The 18922-nt window shown below is 39.8% G+C and carries 17 protein-coding genes and 2 other annotated features; of the genes, 16 read left to right on the forward strand and 1 reads right to left on the reverse strand.

Features of this window, described 5'->3' with window-relative positions; translation table 11 throughout:
• The first annotated feature begins 10 nt into the window (after positions 1 to 10).
• The 11 genes from G8761_RS01925 (at position 11) to trpA (ending at position 13056) form a co-directional block, all read left to right on the forward strand.
• Positions 11 to 1315, forward strand: coding sequence for an ABC transporter substrate-binding protein (locus G8761_RS01925; protein ID WP_166023086.1), 1305 nt, complete (start codon positions 11 to 13; stop codon positions 1313 to 1315).
• A 110-nt stretch (positions 1316 to 1425) separates the two neighbouring features.
• The gene (locus tag G8761_RS01930; protein ID WP_243449861.1) at positions 1426 to 2727 is read left to right on the forward strand and encodes a carbohydrate ABC transporter permease; all 1302 of its coding nucleotides are present in this window, start codon (positions 1426 to 1428) and stop codon (positions 2725 to 2727) included.
• A gap of 11 nt (positions 2728 to 2738) precedes the next feature.
• Positions 2739 to 3560 carry a carbohydrate ABC transporter permease gene (locus G8761_RS01935; protein ID WP_166023088.1) on the forward strand — a complete coding sequence of 274 codons (822 nt, stop codon included), beginning with the start codon at positions 2739 to 2741 and terminating at the stop codon, positions 3558 to 3560.
• A gap of 75 nt (positions 3561 to 3635) precedes the next feature.
• Positions 3636 to 5576, forward strand: a complete 1941-nt coding sequence (locus G8761_RS01940) for a glycoside hydrolase family 15 protein (RefSeq protein ID WP_166023090.1) — start codon at positions 3636 to 3638, stop codon at positions 5574 to 5576.
• Between the two features lie 498 nt (positions 5577 to 6074).
• Positions 6075 to 6325: a binding site (T-box leader), on the forward strand.
• A 27-nt stretch (positions 6326 to 6352) separates the two neighbouring features.
• Positions 6353 to 6600 (forward strand) — a binding site (T-box leader).
• Positions 6601 to 6657: 57 nt separating this feature from the next.
• Complete coding sequence (gene trpE, locus G8761_RS01945) at positions 6658 to 8055, forward strand: anthranilate synthase component I (protein ID WP_166023092.1); 1398 nt, start codon at positions 6658 to 6660, stop codon at positions 8053 to 8055.
• The gene (locus G8761_RS01950; RefSeq protein WP_166023094.1) at positions 8055 to 8666 is read left to right on the forward strand and encodes an anthranilate synthase component II; all 612 of its coding nucleotides are present in this window, start codon (positions 8055 to 8057) and stop codon (positions 8664 to 8666) included. Before trpE ends, G8761_RS01950 begins: the two co-directional genes overlap by 1 nt.
• Positions 8638 to 9663 (forward strand): anthranilate phosphoribosyltransferase, encoded by a 1026-nt coding sequence (gene trpD / locus G8761_RS01955; RefSeq protein WP_166023096.1) that lies wholly within the window; start codon positions 8638 to 8640, stop codon positions 9661 to 9663. The genes G8761_RS01950 and trpD overlap by 29 nt, the downstream gene beginning before the upstream one ends.
• Entirely contained in the window at positions 9664 to 10455 is a 792-nt protein-coding gene (gene trpC, locus G8761_RS01960) for an indole-3-glycerol phosphate synthase TrpC (RefSeq protein ID WP_166023098.1), read from the forward strand.
• Positions 10452 to 11075: a phosphoribosylanthranilate isomerase gene (locus G8761_RS01965; RefSeq protein WP_166023100.1), complete on the forward strand. Its 624-nt coding sequence runs from the start codon at positions 10452 to 10454 to the stop codon at positions 11073 to 11075. The genes trpC and G8761_RS01965 overlap by 4 nt, the downstream gene beginning before the upstream one ends.
• Positions 11075 to 12277, forward strand: a complete 1203-nt coding sequence (trpB, locus tag G8761_RS01970; RefSeq protein ID WP_166023332.1) for a tryptophan synthase subunit beta — start codon at positions 11075 to 11077, stop codon at positions 12275 to 12277. The genes G8761_RS01965 and trpB overlap by 1 nt, the downstream gene beginning before the upstream one ends.
• A complete protein-coding gene (gene trpA / locus G8761_RS01975) occupies positions 12274 to 13056 on the forward strand; it encodes a tryptophan synthase subunit alpha (protein WP_166023102.1) in 783 nt (260 codons plus the stop codon). Before trpB ends, trpA begins: the two co-directional genes overlap by 4 nt.
• A 106-nt stretch (positions 13057 to 13162) precedes the next feature.
• Here the strand turns inward: trpA and G8761_RS01980 are convergent, their stop codons facing one another.
• A complete protein-coding gene (locus tag G8761_RS01980; RefSeq protein ID WP_338000900.1) occupies positions 13163 to 13771 on the reverse strand; it encodes a class I SAM-dependent DNA methyltransferase in 609 nt (202 codons plus the stop codon).
• A gap of 188 nt (positions 13772 to 13959) precedes the next feature.
• Between G8761_RS01980 and G8761_RS01985 the strand changes: the two genes are divergently transcribed.
• The 5 genes from G8761_RS01985 to G8761_RS02000 all read left to right on the forward strand — a co-directional run bounded on the left by G8761_RS01985 (position 13960) and on the right by G8761_RS02000 (position 18733).
• Entirely contained in the window at positions 13960 to 14541 is a 582-nt protein-coding gene (locus G8761_RS01985; protein ID WP_166023104.1) for a hypothetical protein, read from the forward strand.
• 391 nt (positions 14542 to 14932) lie between these two features.
• The gene (gene mnmH, locus G8761_RS01990) at positions 14933 to 16021 is read left to right on the forward strand and encodes a tRNA 2-selenouridine(34) synthase MnmH (protein WP_166023106.1); all 1089 of its coding nucleotides are present in this window, start codon (positions 14933 to 14935) and stop codon (positions 16019 to 16021) included.
• A 463-nt stretch (positions 16022 to 16484) separates the two neighbouring features.
• Complete coding sequence (locus G8761_RS27600) at positions 16485 to 16613, forward strand: hypothetical protein (protein WP_275940677.1); 129 nt, start codon at positions 16485 to 16487, stop codon at positions 16611 to 16613.
• 39 nt (positions 16614 to 16652) lie between these two features.
• Positions 16653 to 17330, forward strand: a complete 678-nt coding sequence (locus G8761_RS01995; protein ID WP_166023108.1) for a response regulator transcription factor — start codon at positions 16653 to 16655, stop codon at positions 17328 to 17330.
• Positions 17330 to 18733: a HAMP domain-containing histidine kinase gene (locus tag G8761_RS02000; protein ID WP_166023110.1), complete on the forward strand. Its 1404-nt coding sequence runs from the start codon at positions 17330 to 17332 to the stop codon at positions 18731 to 18733. Before G8761_RS01995 ends, G8761_RS02000 begins: the two co-directional genes overlap by 1 nt.
• Positions 18734 to 18922 lie beyond the last annotated feature (189 nt).

Consider the following 18922-nt stretch of genomic DNA (forward strand, 5'->3'; position numbering starts at 1 on the left):
GAGGAATACGATGAGATTGAAAAAAATTATTACCCTTTCAACTGCTTCACTTCTTGCTTTTTCTCTTACGGCTTGTTCAGATAGTAGTTCTAAGACTACGGGCAACACGTCAGAAAAAAGCAGTAAAGGTGACAGTAAGGGAAAAACCGTCGAAATTACATATGCTCGAGGTGCTGATACAACTGGGAGTACAAAAAAATTAATTGATGCTTTTGAAAAATCTCATCCCAATATTAAAATCCACTATCTTGAAATGCCTAACAGCAGTGGTCAGCAGCATGATCAATACGTTACTGCCTTTAGCAGTAAAAGCTCGGAGATTGACGTGTTTGATGCGGATGTGGTTTGGCCGGCAGAATTTGCTCAGGCCAATTATGCAATGGAATTGGACCGCTTTATTGACAAAGACCATATCAAAATGGACAATTACTTCCCTGGTACTGTGGAGGCTGCTAAGTTTGACGGCAAGCAGTGGGCGATGCCGAAATACATGGATGCAGGGATTCTCTTCTATCGGAAGGATTTAATACCAAATCCCCCGCAAACCTGGGACGAGCTTATTGCTCAGGCTAAACAGGCAAAAGGCAAAGGTGGCACTACTGCTGGCTATGTGATGCAGGCCAACCAATATGAAGGGCTCGTGGTAAACGCAATGGAGTTCATTGGTTCTTACGGAGGAAAAATTATTGATGAAAATAATAAGGTAGTTGTAAATAGCCCTGAGACAATTAAAGGACTAAAAAAGATGGTAGAAGTAGCTAACTCCGGTATAACACCTAATAACCTGCTAACGTATCAGGAAACAGAAACAGAAAGAGCATTTAATCAGGGACAAACTGCCCTTGCAAGAAACTGGCCATATATGGCTAAAACAGCTGATGATGCGTCAGATTCTAAGGTAAAAGGAAAATTCGGTTATACCACCCTTCCAAAGGGAGATAAAGGTTCAGCTTCTACACTTGGCGGCTATATGGCAATGATTAACCGTTATACAGATCATCCAAAAGAGGCGTGGGAATTTGTTAAATTCATGACGGGCCCTGATGGCCAGACCATTTCAGCAGTGGAAGGCGGCCGTGCACCTACTATTAAGGCGCTATATGATAAACCAGAAGTCCAAAAGGCCAGGCCGCTGTTTAAGGAGCCTTTCTTTATAAAAACACTCAGCAGTACAATTCCAAGACCTGTAACACCTAATTACCAAAAAATCTCCGATATCATTCAAATTGAAGTCTCAAAGGCTCTATCGAATAGTGAAAGTGTTGAACAGGCCGTACAGAATATGGAAACGAAAATAAAGGCTGCTATTAAGTAAAAAGCCTTTGCCGATTTAAAGGGGAGATAGGCATACAGCCGTCTCCCATTCTTTCGCATTTGTAAGAGTCATTAACTTTTAAACGGACTTTTAAGAAAAAGGTGATTCCATTGAAGAGAAATTTTTCGCTTAGTGAAAAACAGCTTGGGTATGTCTTCGTTTTACCATCCCTGCTCCTCATTCTGGTAATTGTTATCTGGCCTATTACGATGTCTTTTTGGAACAGCCTTTTTGACTATAAGCTTAATGATCCAGCTAAATCGATACGAATGCTAAAGTCCAATGTTGATGTGGAACGGTATGCCAACGACTATTATTATTTGAGGAAGTCTCTGGAGGAGTTACAGTCTAAATCACCCGGAAAGTCATCTGCAAACTGGATAAATACACTGAAGAAAGACCATGAAAAATTAATGAAGCAGCCAGGTTTTAAGGACCAATTTAATAAAGTCGATGAAATGGTACAGAACTTTAAGCCAGTAAAGGATGAGAATTTAAAATATGCACAGGCCGATGACTCTGTTATTAAAGGGTATCGTTCCGACATGCTGGCTATGTCTAAAGAACTTAATAAAGTGGAAGGGTCAAAGGAAATAAAAAAGTTAGGGGATGATTCAGCGGATCTAGCTAAATCTGTTTCAAAAGAAATGCTTGCAGAAAATTTTGTAGGACTATCCAATTATGGCGTTTATCTTAAAGATGGACGCATGTGGAAGTCCTTGCTAAATACATTCGTTTTCACCTTCTTTTCTGTTTTATTCGAGCTTGTGCTTGGATTATTGGTTGCCCTTCTCATTAACCGTGCCTTCTTTGGAAGAAGTATCGTTCGGGCTGCTGTGCTTATTCCTTGGGCAATTCCAACAGCAGTATCAGCTATGATGTGGAAATTTTTATATGATGGGCAGTCGGGAATCATTGCCCACTTCTTTGAAAAAATCCATTTGGTACCAAATGCGGGGAATTTGCTTACCACTGGTTCGGGAGCAATGTCTGCTGTAATCTTAGCTGATATTTGGAAAACGATGCCTTATATTGCACTTTTGCTTCTGGCAGGATTGCAAACAATACCAAAGGACCTGTACGAGGCTGCTTCTGTGGATGGTGCAACCAAATGGGAGCAATTTCGCAGGATAACCCTTCCTCTTTTAAAATCGAGTATTCTTGTTGCATTGCTCTTCCGAACGCTTGATGCGTTTAGAGTATTCGATTTAATTTACGTATTAACAGGCGGTGGACCGGCCAATTCAACCGAAGTTATATCCATCTATGCCTATAAAACACTTTTTGCCCAGCAAAATTTCGGGGAAGGGTCCGTACTGTCGATTATTGTGTTTGTTTCGGTTGCCTTGATCAGCCTTATATATGTCAAGTTTATCGGATCCGATTTGTTTGAAGGAAAAGTGAAAATATAGGGGATGACAAAATGGAGTCAAAAAACAAAACTGTTTTTTACCTTTTACTTGCTTTGTTTATTTTTATCGTTATGTTTCCATTTCTCTGGGTGTTCCTAACCTCTATTAAACAGCAGGGGGATATTTTCAGCTCTTTTAGATGGTTTTCAAGCCATCCAACCTTTGAATCATATCGGTCGGCACTAACTACCAGGCCGCTTGTTAAGTACATGACAAACAGCTTTGTCATTGCTGCTTTTACAACCTTAATATCTGTTGTGTTTGCGTCGTTTAGTGCTTATTCACTGACGCGGCTTCCCATTAGGGGAAAGGGGATTATTTTGGGGATTATACTTGCATCATCTATGTTCCCTCACATTGCAATAATATCGCCTATATATAATTTTGTAACGGAATTTAACCTTCGTAACTCGTATACAGGCTTGATTATCCCATATATCACGTTCAGCCTACCGCTGGCAATATGGCTTTTATCCACCTTTTTTCAGCAAATCCCCCGGGACCTGGAGGAATCAGCAAAGATGGATGGCGCTTCACCTTTTTTAACATTCCGCAAAATTATTTTTCCGCTGGCAGCACCGGGTGTTTTTACGACCGCCATTTTAGTCTTTATAGCGGCATGGAACGAATATTTATTTGCTTTAACTATAAATTCAAAAGAAACGGCACGTACGGTACCGGTCGGAATCTCTCTATACCAAAGTGAATATACGATTCCCTGGGGCGACATTACGGCAGCTACCGTCATCGTTACAATTCCAATTGTTATTATCGTATTGCTTTTCCAGCGGAAAATTATTTCAGGTCTCACATCTGGCTCTGTAAAAGGCTGATAGTACGAAACAAAAAAATATGGGGTTTTCCGGGAAGCTGGCTCGGGAATTAAATATATAAAGGGGGAGACAGCTTTGCAAAAAAAACCTTACTTAACAGATGCCATACTCGGAAATTCAAGTATGCTTGTATCTTTGACAAAAGATGGCCAGGCACAAAGGATTGTTTGGCCGAACATCGATTTTCCACAACATTTAAACCGGTTCTATGTCGGGATTAGAGGTCTTCCCGGCTCCGATCGCACCTATTTTTTTCATGATGATATGTGGACCCACAAGCAGAGATATTTACCGAAAACAAATATTCTTGAGACCGAGGCATTTATGGACAGCCTTGACCTGCGTGTGAGTCAAACAGATTTTGTTTTGCCTGATAAAAATATTTTGGTCCGGCACATTTCTATAAAAAATGAATCTTCTAAATCGCTGTCACTGGCAGTTACGGTATATAGCGATTTTATGATCGACGAAAAGAAACGGTATCAGACCGTATTTTTTGATGAATCATCAGACTGCATGGTTCACTATCATAGAGAGTACGCTTTCGCCGTAGGTTCTGACCAGGAGGTAAAAAAACTACAATGTGGCGCATCGGTGGATGACGTTGTATACGGAAAACTGAACGGTTCACGAATTATTAATCGTTCATCGAGCGGTATCGAATATGAACAAATGGATTTAGAACCGGGCGATGAAAAATGCCTTTCCATATTTATTACAGCAGCTCATGGCCACGAGAATGCTATTGCTTTGCTGACCGAGGCAAAAAGAGACTCTTATGAATCGCATTTTATAAAGACTGATAATTACTGGAAGCATTATCTAAATGAGGCTGATCCCCTCGAGATAAAAGATCCCGGTATTAATAATATCTATGAACGATCACTGCTTGTATTTCACCTGATGCACAACCGGGATGGCGGTTTTATTGCAGGTCCAGAGGTGGATGAAGACTATGATTTCTCCGGGGGCTACGCCTATTGTTGGGGTAGAGATGCTGCATTTATCTCATCAGCAGTGGATCAGGCGGGCTATCATGATCGGGCTCGAAAGTTTTTTTACTGGCTAAAAAGTATTCAATCCCAGTCGGGTGCCTGGGAGCAGCGTTATTATCTTGATATTATCCTGGCACCAACATGGGGGCTGCAGATTGACGAAACGGGCTCAATTCTTTGGGGTATACATCAGCATTATGAAATTACACAGGATTATCAGTTTCTGATGGATATGTGGCCGACCGTAAGGAAGGGTGCAGATTTTCTTGTAAGCTTTATTGATCCGGACACAAAGCTGCCGCTGCCAAGTAAGGATTTATGGGAAAAGCGGGACGGTGAGCATTTTTACTCTGCCTCAGCTGTTTATGGAGGACTGATGGGAGCAGCAGAATTTGCCATTAAGAATGGCGAGGAAGAGCTCGCTGAACGCTACAAGTCAGCAGCTGAAGAAATGAAGAAAACCATCCTGGAAAAGGGCTATAACGAAGATATAGGGTCCTTCTATAGAGCGTTTTTTCTAACCATTGATCATGCGGAATTTGCCCGTCATCAGGCAGCCGGCAAAGAGGTTCGGGCATCTGAGGATAGTAAAGGCTACCCCGTTTATCAGCTCGAAAAAGACGATATGGTTGATATTAGTTTGTTAGGTCTTAACGTACCATTTGGAATGATAGATGCCAATGAGCCGCGTATGATTCGAACTGCTGAAACCATCGAGGCATTGTGCACCTCTCAGTTGATTGGCGGCATCGAACGCTATCCGGGAGATATTTACATTGGAGGAAACCCATGGATTTTAGCCACACTTTGGCTGGCTTTATATTATACACACATAGATAGGCTTGAAAAGGCGAAAGAGCTGCTGGACTGGTGTGTGAAATATTCTACAGAACTGGACCTTCTTCCGGAACAGATAAACAAAGTAACAGGAAAGCCAGCTTGGGTATTACCACTTACCTGGTCTCATGCTATGTTTGTCCTTACAGTTATTGAAATGAAGAAAAAAGGTATTGAATTGTAGGGGAGGTAAAAGACTACTCTAAGTTTAAATTTTAACAAATAAGGGTTAAATAGATTGAGTCAATGTTTTGAAAAAAGAAGGCTCTTTTCTAGGAGATTTTTGCATTTGAAAAGACAGTGAGCAAAAATAGGCGAGACTCCTGCGGGAAAAGCAAGCCAGGCGAGACCCCGCAGGTCGTTTGCGACCGAGGAGGCTCGCGGATTGCCCGCGGAAAGCGAGTCTATTTTTGATGTTTTAAACAACAAAGTTTACGAATAGAGTTAAAAAGAAAGATTATTTAGACTATTTGATAACCTAGAGTTAGTCCTCAATTAGGCTTATAAAGAACGTTCCCTTTAAGAAAAGGAAAAGTTTGTCTTTATAAGCCTTTTAAAAGGAATTGGTTAAGACTACATGAGGGTAGAAACATAATCAATAAAAGAACATTAAACAAATTTTATAAAAATTCTTGACACCTTAAACCCTTTAGCTTAATATAGAAAACAATATAAGGAATACGAAATAGCTAAGACGAAGAGTAGTAGCTTTTACGGATGCTTTAGAGAGCTGATGGCTGGTGAAAATCAGTGCAGACGTATTAGTGAATGGACTTCCGAGCTTCCGGACCGAACCTGAAAAATGGTGTAGGCTCTGGCGAAGATCTCATCGTTACAAGAGACAGGTATTCAAGCTAATAAGCTTTGATATCGGTAGAGCGGGCTGTTTTTAATAGCTCATGAAGGTGGCACCACGGGTCTCCCGTCCTTTTTGGATGGGGGCCTTTTTGTATTTAAATATGAAAATTGTTGAGCAAGAAGAGTAGACATTTATGTTTCTTTCCAGAGAGCCGGGGCAGGTGGAAGCCGGCATGAAACCATTTGTCGAATGGGCTTGCGAGAGGCTGCTTGAACCATAGTAGGGCAGCACGGAATTCCACCGTTAAAAGGATAGGGTATCGGACATTTAGTCCTTGTATCCGAAAGAGGGAACAGGAATCCTCCTGTTTCAACTGAGGTGGCACCGCGGTTAGTTAATCGTCCTCTATACACAAACCATTATGTGTATAGGGGACTTTTTTATTTTTCAGGAAAGGAAAGCGAAAATGAATACACCAAAAACATCACAAGAAAATTTCTGTTGCGTTGAACTCGAGGGGGACACATTTACACCCATTGGGATACTTCAAAAATTAAGCGGAAATAAAAAGTTTTTGCTGGAAAGTTCGCTTAAACACAAGGAGGAAGGAAGATATTCCTTTATAGGCTGCAGCCCGGCTTTCGAACTTGTCAGCTACGGAGAGACAAATCAAATTATTCAGCCTAATGGTGAGAAAAGGATATTAAAAGGAAATCCCATTTCAATAATAAAAAATTTACTGCCTGCAATCGAAGGATTTCATTCTTCACTTCCATTATTTGCAGGCGGAGTAGGATATATAGGTTATGATATCGTTCGCCAGTTTGAAAACATTGGCGGGGAATTGAAAAATGAGCTTCAAATGCCGGATGTACACCTAATGTTTTATGAAGAAATGGTTATTTTCGACCATCTTGAAAAAAAGGTCTACATTGCTGGAATGCCCTTACTTGAAGAAAGCACCGAGGAAAGCATTAGAAAAAGAATAGAAAAAAGACAGGAAGAACTTAAAGCGGCTGTTCCTTACCAGGAGATGGAGGAGGCGAGCCTGTCAGGGTTTGAACCTCTGCTAGAACGAAATGAATTTATTAAAAAAGTTGAAACAGCAAAAGAACATATCATAAATGGTGATATATTCCAGGTGGTTTTATCACAAAGAATGAAATCGGAGTTTAAAGGTTCTCCGCTTTCTCTTTACAGGAAGCACCGGGCAGCCAATCCAACACCGTATATGTTTTATATCGATTTTGAGGAGTACACCGTAATTGGTTCATCTCCGGAGAGCCTCGTAAAGACCCGGGGAAAGAAAGTAACGGTTAATCCCATTGCCGGGACAAAAAAACGGGGAAACAGTACTGATGAAGATGTGGAAATTGCAAGGGAACTGGCAACGGATGAAAAAGAACTCGCGGAACACAGAATGCTGGTGGATCTTGGAAGAAATGATTTAGGCAGGGTATGTGAATTCGGCACAGTTTCTGTGCAGCGGTATATGGAAGTGGAGAAATTCACGCATGTCATGCACCTTGTTTCAGAAGTAACGGGTGAATTGAAAGAAGGCGAAACAGCAATAGATGCACTGGCAGCCTGCCTTCCAGCAGGGACCGTTTCAGGAGCTCCCAAAGTAAGAGCCATGGAGATAATAAATAACTTGGAAAACAGCAGGAGAGGGCTTTATTCCGGAGCAGTTGGCTATTTGTCGGCCGGAGGAGATATGGATTTTGCGTTAGCGATCCGAACAGCCATTCTAAAAGATGGAGCTGCCTATATTCAGGCAGGAGCAGGCATCGTCCTTGACTCACAGCCTGTTAGCGAATATGAAGAGACAATCAATAAACTGAAATCCTTTTTAGGAGGAAAATGATGATTTTACTTATTGATAATTTTGATTCCTTTACCTATAACCTTTATCAATATCTTGGTGAACTTGGAGAAACAGTGAAAGTTGTCAGGAATGACAGTTTAGACATCCAGCAAATAGAGGAAATGAGGCCAAAGGCTATTATCCTTTCACCTGGGCCCGGAAGACCCGAGGATGCTGGTATTTGTATAGACGTAATCAAGGCTTTTTATCAAAAACTTCCCATTCTGGGAGTTTGCCTGGGACATCAGGCGATCGGGCTTGCTTTCGGTGGAACAATAGGTAGAGCAAATACAATCAAACACGGAAAAACCTCTTTAATCGAACATAGCGGCAGCCATCTTTTTGCCGCAACGCCAACCCCTTTAGAAGTAATGAGGTACCATTCGCTTTTGCTTACTAAAGACAGCCTGCCAGCAGAACTGGAATGTACGGCCGTTTCTTTGGATGATAAGGAAATTATGGCTGTAAAGCATAAGGAATATCCGGTTTATGGTTTGCAGTTTCACCCTGAGTCCATCGGAACACCTACTGGGAAAAAAATAATTGAAAATTTTATAGCTGAAATAGAAAGGAAGAGTGAAAATGAAAAACTATTTGCTCCAATTGGCTGAAAAAAAATCATTTTCAGAAGAGCAGATGCTAGAAGCATTTCGCAGTGTTTTATATGAAGACGTATCGGAAAGCGAAATAGCTGCATTCCTAATGGGATTGAAGGCAAAGGGTGAAACAGTTGAAGAAATTGCTGGGATAGTTCGGGCTTTGAAGGAACAATCTCTTCCAGTTACACAAGGATTAAGGAATGTTTTAGATAATTGCGGAACAGGCGGGGATGGATCTTCAAGCTTCAATGTCAGCACTACATCTGCTTTTGTATTGGCCGGTGCAGGAATCACTGTAGCCAAACATGGAAACCGGAGCATTTCAAGCAGGACCGGGAGCGCCGATGTTCTAGAACATCTGGGAGTAAGGCTTGATTTTACTCCAGAACAGACGGAAGAAAATTTAAAGGAAATCGGCATTTCCTTTTTGTTCGCCCCATATGTCCACCCAAAGTTGAAAAAAATTATGATGGTTAGAAAGCAGTTAAGAATTCCAACCATCTTTAACTTTATCGGGCCGCTTACGAATCCAGTAGATTTAGATTATCAATTACTGGGTGTTTATAGGAAAGATCTACTCCCGCTATTTGGTGAGGTGCTTAAAACTTTAGGCAGAAAGAAAGCAGTTGTCCTCAATGGGGCAGGTTCCATGGATGAGGCATCCTTACAAGGAGAGAACCATTTATGTGTTTTGGAAAATGGGCAAATTTCATCGTCCTCCTTTTATCCGGAGGAAGTGGGTCTTTCTCGTTTTGACAACAGTGCCATCATTGGAGGGGAAGCCAGGGAGAATGCTGATATCCTTCTAAGAGTTCTTAAAGGTGAAAAGGGAGCTTACAGGGAAACCGTTTTATTGAATGCCGGGCTGGGAATCTATGCAGCTGAAAAGGCCCAATCCATTAAAGAAGGTATTGAGATTGCTAAAGAAAGTATAGACTCCGGAGCAGCAAAGGAAAAACTCATGAAGTTAGTTGATAAGTCAAAAAAGGTAAGGCAGGAGGCAATCTGAATGGGAACCATTTTAGATAAAATCTTAAAGGAAAAAGAAAAGGAAATAAGAAAATTAAAAGAAAATAAAACAACACAATTAGACGAGGTTTTACCAAAAAGGTCATTAATAGAGAAGCTGGGAAAAGCGGAGGATCTTGCTGTTATAGCCGAATTTAAAAGAGCTTCGCCATCAAAAGGGATAATCAATGGAGCCGCAGACCCGGTACAGCAGGCAAAGCAATACGAAGAGAGCGGAGCTTCAGCCATATCCGTTTTAACAGACCAAACATTTTTCAAGGGTTCTTTTGAAGATTTAAAAGTAATTAGGGAAGCGGTAGGGATTCCGCTTCTTTGCAAGGATTTTATCATAAGCAGAATTCAAATCGATTTTGCCAATGCAAGCGGAGCAGATTTAATATTATTAATTGCTGCTGCTTTGGATGAAGATCAGCTGTTTGAGCTGTATAACTACGCTAAAAGTAAGGGCCTTGAGCCGCTTGTAGAGGTTCATAATGCTGAAGAACTGGATAAGGCCTTACGGATAAAGGCTCAGCTAATAGGTATTAACAATCGCGACCTTAGAGATTTCAATGTATCTTTAGAGACCACCCAGCAATTGGCTGGGAGAGTAAAATCTTCAGGCTGTTTTTTAATCAGTGAGAGCGGTATTTTCACTAAAGAAGATGCAGAAAAAGTTCGAAATGCGGGCGCGAATGGAATTCTTGTAGGGGAAGCCCTCATGAGAAGCGGAGATATTCAAAAGAATTTAACTGAATTGAGGGTCCCGTTATTGAAGGGAGCAGCAAAATGAAGGTGAAAATCTGTGGGATTACAGATAAAGAAACAGCCTTGGCAGCTGCGGATCTTGGTGCTGATGCCATTGGTTTCGTCTTTGCTGAGAGCAAACGCAAAATAGATGAGGAAACAGCAAGGGAAATTGCTGAGATTTTGCCATCCAATATAATGAAAGTTGGAGTATTCGTTAACGAGAGTAAAGAAAACATGGAACTGATTGCAGATTATGTTGGATTAACTCACATACAGCTTCATGGCAATGAAAGCCATGAATTATCCCAAAGCCTTCCTTTTTCGGTTATTAAAGCTGTAAGTATCGAGGAAGGAATGGATTTATCTTATATAACTGACTATCCGGCTGACTTCCTTCTGCTGGATGGCCCTAAAGGTAAGTATATTGGCGGAAATGGCATTTCTTTTAATTGGAATGAAATAGATTCAAAAACATTAAACGGGAAATCTATTATTCTGGCAGGTGGGCTAAATCCTGAAAATGTTCAGGAGGCAATCCAAACAATAAATCCAGTAATGGTTGATGTAAGCAGTGGAGTAGAGACAAACGGAATAAAGGATATAAAAAAAATCAGGAAATTTATAGAGCAAGCTAAAAAAAACAAAGGGAGGATTACACAATGATAGATTACGCACTGCCAAATGAAAGAGGCCATTTTGGAATGTTCGGAGGAAGATATGTACCAGAGACTCTTATGCAGCCGGTACTTGAACTAGAAATAGAATACGAAAAGGCAAAAAAGGACCCGGAGTTTCAGGCAGAAGTGAAAAGGCTTCTTGAAGAATATGTAGGGCGTGACACACCGCTGTTCTTTGCTGAAAACCTAACAAAGCATTCTGGGGGAGCAAAGATTTATCTAAAGCGTGAGGATCTTAACCATACAGGAGCCCATAAAATTAACAATGCTATAGGTCAGGCTCTCCTGGCTGTGAGGATGGGAAAAAGGAAAATTGTTGCTGAAACTGGGGCAGGGCAGCACGGAGTGGCTACAGCAACAGTATGTGCACTATTAAAGCTTGACTGTATTGTTTTTATGGGTGAAGAGGATGTTAAGAGACAGGCCCTGAATGTGTTCCGAATGGAACTCCTGGGAGCAAAGGTAGTTAGTGTGAAATCAGGCAGTGCAACCTTAAAGGATGCTGTAAATGAAGCACTTCGTTACTGGGTTGCCAATGCTGACGATACCCATTATCTGTTAGGCTCAGTCATGGGACCGCATCCGTTCCCAATGATGGTAAGAGATTTTCAGAGTGTAATAGGCAATGAGACACGTGAACAAATCCTTGAAAGAGAGGGAAAGCTTCCTGAAGCTGTCGTTGCCTGTATTGGTGGAGGAAGTAATTCAATGGGGATGTTCTATCCTTTTATCGGAGATACGGACGTAAAGTTATATGGTGTCGAAGCGGCAGGCCGAGGTATAGATACCCCATATCATGCTGCGTCACTTACAAAAGGAAGGCCCGGAGTTGTCCATGGTTCTTTGATGTACCTCTTGCAAAATGAAGATGGACAAATTCAGGAGGCCCATTCAGTTTCGGCGGGTCTCGATTATCCTGGAGTAGGTCCAGAACATAGCTATCTTAAGGATGCAGGACGTGTAATATATGATTCTATTACAGATGAACAAGCATTATCCGCATTTCAGCTGCTAGCCCAGCTTGAAGGAATTATACCAGCTCTTGAGAGCGCCCATGCTGTCGCTTTTGCTCTCGAGCAGGCAGCAAAAATGAAAGAAACAGAAACTTTAATTATTTGTCTTTCTGGCCGTGGAGATAAAGACGTTGATACAGTAAGGAGCATTATAAAAAGGGGGGAATCACAATGAATCGAATTCAGGAAACCTTCAAACAACTAAAAGAAAACGGGCAAAAGGCTTTTGTACCGTATATCATGGCGGGGGATGGCGGACTCGGCTGTTTGGCAGATCGGCTATTAACACTTGAAAAATTCGGAGCTTCTTTAATAGAGGTTGGAATTCCTTTTTCGGATCCAGTTGCTGATGGACCTGTCATTCAGCAGGCTGGAATAAGGGCGCTTGCCAACTCAGTCAGTTTACGGGATGTAATAGTTGAGCTAAAAAGAACAAAGGGAAACATTTCCGTACCCATTTTATTTATGACCTATCTGAATCCAATCCTTTCCTATGGAGTGGAGCGATTTGCAGAGGACATAAGAGAAGCCGGAATAGATGGCTGTATTATTCCGGACCTTCCGGTTGAGGAGGAGGATATCATTGCCCCTCTTCTGGAAAAAGCGAATGTTGAACTGATCAGACTTGTTACCCTGGCTACTCCCCCAGAAAGAATAGAAATGATTTCTCAAAAGGGAAACGGCTTCCTTTATACAGTTACCGTTAAAGGGATAACAGGAACAAGGAAGGAATACCAGTCAGGAATTGGAGAGTTCTTGGAGGAGGTTAAAAGGCTTTCTGCCATTCCTGTTCTTGCCGGTTTCGGAGTATCTAACGAAGAACAGGCTCGCGAATTAGCATCCTTTTGTGATGGAGTTGTAGTAGGAAGCAGAATTGTTGAGCTTTTTATTAAAAACGATTTGCAGGGTATTGAAAAGTTAGTATCCTCCCTTCATAAAGAAACTATGATTTAACAGAATGACTTTTAAAAAAATCCACTCATCTGAGTGGACTTTTTTGTTTGAGACGTCATGTCGCATCATGCCTATCAATAATTCCTAGTACATCAGCATGTTATTATTATTTTTCACCGCTCACACAAACGGTTAAAATCGGTCTTACCTTCTTAAATGAAATGTTAATTTTGGAAAACCCCGCATTTTGAAGATCCTGTTTCATGCTTTCTCCTAAAAGGCGTGCGGTTTTGTCAGTAGCATCTTCTTCCCGGGGCTGTACGGTTAAAATGATTTTGCCCCCTGGTTTAAGAAAATGGAAAAGCTGCTTGAGTGATTTCATTTGTTCCTCCCAGAGCGGATAGTTATTCACAGAGAAGATTTTATCATAGGTGTTGCTTAAGGTTTCAAATTGGGAAACATCCCCACTGAATAATCGAAGCGTTCCGGAATCCAGCCAATTTTTATTTCGTTTCGATGCTGTGTCCTTCATCTTTTCTGATACATCAATTCCGTCTACCCTTAAAGGCTTATAATGATCCAAAATGAATTGAACTGCATATCCTGGTCCGTATCCAATTTCTAGGATACGATCGTTTTTTTGGATTTTGAGTTGGTCGATAGTCCATTTATTGATCTTTCTGTTTTCGAAATACATAATCAATCCTGTAATTTTACCAAGAAAGCCCCGTGGCTTCTCAAAATTCTTTGCCATTTCGTTTATCAGGGTAAACACCTCTTTTACTCTCTTATACCCTTTTTTATGAAAACTAACTGTCAGTGAAGTTAATCAAATATTCCCTATATTATCGAGCTTTTTGTTATAGCAGAATGTGGATGTATACCATATACTCAAAGGAGATACCAGATACCTTCATTTCATGATAAACTTTTAACAAGGTTTAACCTGCAGGGGGATGAAAAATGAAAGTGTATGAAATAATTATATCTATTTTAGAGGAAAAAGGACCTATGCCCGTTACTGATATATGCAGGGAATTAAATCATGTACAGGACCTTGAAATGGCTAGGCCATTTTTACCCTCACAGATTCAGTCTGTAATCACTCGAAAAAAAGATTTATTTTATAATCAAAATGAACAAATCTCTATACTTCCTGAAAAATACCCTGAATTTTTAAAAGCATACGTAGGCGGTTTTAGTGGTCCTTGTTATCAAGTAAGAGTTAATTTTCTCCAAAAGAGATTTACCTATCTTGTCTGGACTCGAAATAGAGATGGAGAAATAAAGACGGGAGATTTATATCAATCAAAATTGCCAGGTGACTTCGAAGAATTTAAAAGGGATATACTTTCAATGAAGCTATGGGATTGGGAACCTTCTTATCCAACAAACGAAGGAATTATTCTGGATGGTACAAACTGGTTCGTGGAATTGAAGACAAAAAAAACAGTATATAAAAGCGAGGGAATGCAAGCGTTCCCTCCACAATGGAAGAAATTTTGCAGGGCTATTGAAAAGCTTACAGCATCTTCTTTTCAATAGGCTACGTTAACAATTAATGCTGATTTTACCTATGTTGGTTGTAGTGGAAAGTCGCGGGACTCCTTCGGGAAAAGCGAGTGGCTTCGTGACAGGCAAAAGGGTGCCTGTCCCTGCGATGATTCTGCTTAGAAGCATTCCTTTGTGGAGCTGAAAATCAACAGTAAAGTATAACAGTGCCTTTTTATTAAAAAAGTGGATGTAAATAAGAAAAAGGTTTCTTTCACATACTTGTAGAAATGCTGCCAAAAAGAGCAGCTTTTTTATTTGGGGTTATCTATTATAGTTTCTGTCAAAACTCCTAAATAAGGTATGATAGGTTATGGAAGTTTCCAAGACGTTATTTTTCCTTTAGAATAGTAATGTAAATACAGTTTTAAGGAGTTTGTTTAAAATGAGAGAAATTACTATTGAGGAACTTTTAGATTTAAAAGATCCTGTAGTTATAGATGTACGAGCACCTATTGAATATAAAGATGGATTTATCCCAGGTTCTATTAATGTCCCATTGTTCACTGACGAAGAGAGACATGAAATAGGAGTTATATATAAAAATGAAGGCCAGGCTGCTGCTAAATGGCGCGCAATGGAACTTGTCTCACCAAAATTACCTGAATTGCTTAAGGAAATTAAAGAAGTATCGGAGGGAAAGACACCTGTTATTCAATGCTGGCGAGGTGGAAACAGGAGTAAAGCTGTTACCTCCTTCCTTGACTTTTCTGGTCTTCATGCTCGAAGACTGTCAGGTGGCTATCGGGCCTTCCGTCAGGCCATTTTAAAATTAATCCCTACTCTTCTGCCAGAAAAAGCAGTTGTTTTGCACGGATTAACAGGAGTGGGTAAAACGGAAATTTTAAAAATCCTTGCTAAAAAAGGTTATCCAATTATGGATTTGGAAGGAATGGCGGCCCATCGGGGCTCTATCTTTGGCACCGTTGGTCTGGGTCAGGGGAATAATCAAAAAACATTTGATGCTCTTTTATTCCAGCGTCTTACAGAACTTCAGGGTTCCCCATATTTTATTATGGAGGCAGAAAGCAAGAGAGTTGGAAAATGCGTACAGCCAGATGAGCTAATGGAGAAGAAACGGACAGGCGTGCATATCTACCTTTCAACAACTATGGAACAAAGGATCAAACATATTACCGAGGAATATATTGAGCCATTCAAAAGTGAAATAGGATATCATGAACAAATAGAGGAAGCCCTTGAAAAGGTTTTTAGAAGATTAAAGAATGAAGAGGCTAGAAGTGCTTTGACTAACGCCCTGGAAGAACGAAAATATGAGGATATGATTGAGGTATTATTAAGAGATTATTATGATCCAAAATATGATCACAAGCTTCAGGAATATGAGGGGGATTTTTATGATATTTATTCCCTAAGCCATGAGGAAGCAGCGGAAAGAATCGCTGAGATTTTGGAAGAGAAATTTTCTTTGCTTCCAGACCCATCAGGTATTAGTAGAGAGCTTTCTAATTAAATTCTAATGTTTCTCTCATTCCCTTTTCGTATTGGAAAGCTAAGATGAACGAGTATAAATAAATTATTTGAGAACTTTATTTCAGAACAGCTGATATTAAATTCATTGTTGCTTAGATCAGATTTGTTTTGCTGCTAGAAATCGGTCTAACCAATAATGATGGTTCTCTCTAATTATCACATGTCCCCCCGGCATGTGTTTTTTCTTTTTTAGGCTCACTTATACAAATGTTGTCGATAGTATCAATCGCCAATTCATTGTATTTTCTCGCTGTTTAGGAAATTATAGATGTTTACCATGTAGGTGTCCTCTTTTCGTGTTCACAGGGAATTCTCATAATTTTCTCATCAACATCTAAATTAACAGGTATATGATGAAATCATTATTACTCTAATGATAATAACAATTCCATCAATTTTTTCTGCCAATTTATTTGATCAGAGTATCATAAGGAGGAGAGAAAATGTGGTGGATACGTTTAGTGCCGGTAGTCTTCTTTGCTATAACGGCTTTTTCATTGATATCTTTTCAATCAATTGAGATCGCGCATGCCTTCTTTGATTTTATTCAGGATAAACATAGGATAAAATAAGCACAGGAGTTACTATTTATAAATTGGAAGTGAAATGCCTTGGCAAGGATTTTAATAATAGAGGACGAAAAAAACCTGGCAAGATTTATTGAACTGGAATTAAAGTATGAAGGCTATGAAACAAAGGTCTGCTCAGACGGCAGAACAGGATTGAATACAGCGGTTACTGAGGAATGGGATGCTGTTCTGCTCGATCTCATGCTTCCGGAATTAAGCGGGATTGAGGTTTGCAGAAGAATCCGCCAAACCAAACCATTGCTTCCAGTAGTTATGGTAACGGCAAGAGATGACGTTCTTGACCGTGTCTCCGGCCTTGATAGCGGAGCAGACGATTATATTGTGAAACCCTTTGCTATCGAGGAGCTGCTTGCGAGGCTAAGGTCATTGTTTAGAAGAATGGATCAGCTTTCACATTCTGAACTGACAGTTCTAACCTTTAAAGACCTTTCCGTGGAATTGGAATCATGCATAGTAAAAAAGGGAGACCGCGTATTAAATCTGACAAAGAGAGAGTACGATTTATTAGTGGTTTTCATCAGCAATATTAATATTGTGTTAACGAGGGAAGTCTTGCTAGATAAAGTTTGGGGCTATAATACAGGTGTTGAGACAAATGTCGTGGATGTTTACGTCCGTTATTTAAGGAATAAAATCGACGATGATAGTGAGCAGAGTTATATTCAAACGGTGCGTGGCACAGGATATGTGATGAGATAATGAAAAAGCCTTTTTTCTTTTTTAAAAAAATGCCATGGCGCTCGAAGTTAATCTTAAGCAGTTCAACTGCGATATTTTTCACATTCTTTATCGTTAATTTCCTTCAATTCCATATGGTTTCCAAGTGGATGCTTAAACGCGAAGAAGCGTCTGTCCATAAAACATTGTCGGAGATTACATCTTATTATAAAGAAAAAGAAAATCGTCTGGATGTTGCTTATATACAAAAGAACAGCAGTCTGTTAAATCGGTTGAATGACAAAAACCAGCTGATAAGGGTTTATGATAACAAGGGAAAAGTAATTATTTCTGATAAAAATGGAAATTTCCCCACTCTTGAGCCCTTACCTGCATCTGAAAAAACATTGGATCATATAACTTCTGAAGAAAATGAAACCATTGTTGTACGAACCCCAATTAATACAAGAAATTTTCATGGTACAATTGAAATTGTTAGAGAACTTACATCGTATGGAAGAATGATGGATGAACTATTTATCATTATGACAACCTTTGGGATTGCTGCTATTTTATTTAGTGCATTGACTGGTTTTATATTGGCAAAGCAATTTTTAACACCTGTTCGCGAGCTTACTTTAACAATGAAAAGAATCAAAGAAAATAGGTTCCAGGAGAGAATGGTTGTTCCTGAAGGAAATGATGAACTTGCAGACCTGTCAAATATTTTTAATGATATGATGGATGAAATTGAAAGCTCCTTCCTGCAGCAAAAACAATTTGTAGAAGATGCCTCTCATGAATTAAGGACTCCTATATCCATTTTGGAAGGCCATGTAGCCTTATTGAATCGCTGGGGCAAAAAGGATGAGGCAATTTTAGATGAGTCACTGTCTGCATCAATGCAAGAGCTCTCTCGTCTGAAAAAATTAGTATTTAATTTACTTGACTTAACTAGGGCGGAGAATTCCAGAATTATGCAGCCCAACGAGAAAACAGATCCGGAGTTAATTATTCACCAGGTGGTTAAAAACTTTGAGGTGCTACATCCTGATTTTGAATTAGTGGCAGAGATTAAACAACCACTTGATTATATTTCCATTTTCAGTGAACATTTGCAGCAAATACTCATTATACTTATGGATAATTCGGTCAAATACTCCCAGAGGGTGAAAACAATAGTGGTTTCTGCCAAGCAAAAGGGAGATTTAATTTGTATAGAAGTTATAGATAATGGAATAGGGATTCCACCTGATGAAGTGTCCAAGGTATTTAATAGATTTTATCGAATTGATAAAGCGAGAAGCAGAGAAAAAGGTGGTACTGGTCTTGGGCTTTCCATTGCGAAAAGGCTGGTCGAGAAATATAACGGTACTATTTCAATTGATAGTGAAGAAGGAAAAGGAACTATCGTTGAAATATTATTTCCTAGCATTAAAAACTAAAATAGAGAATCTATAAATCGAATCAAGTTGAACAAAAGATAAACAATACAATTTTAATATTATATTCCAAAAAAAGCCGGATTTTTTCCGGTTTTTTTATATTTACCGAACTTGGTAAGGTTTTCAAGAAAAAAATATATGTGTTTCAGTGGAATCTATCACGAGAAAGTAATATAATTTTTTATTGTA

Source organism: Neobacillus terrae (assembly GCF_011393025.1).
Classification (GTDB): Bacteria; Bacillota; Bacilli; order Bacillales; family Cytobacillaceae; genus Neobacillus_A; species Neobacillus_A terrae.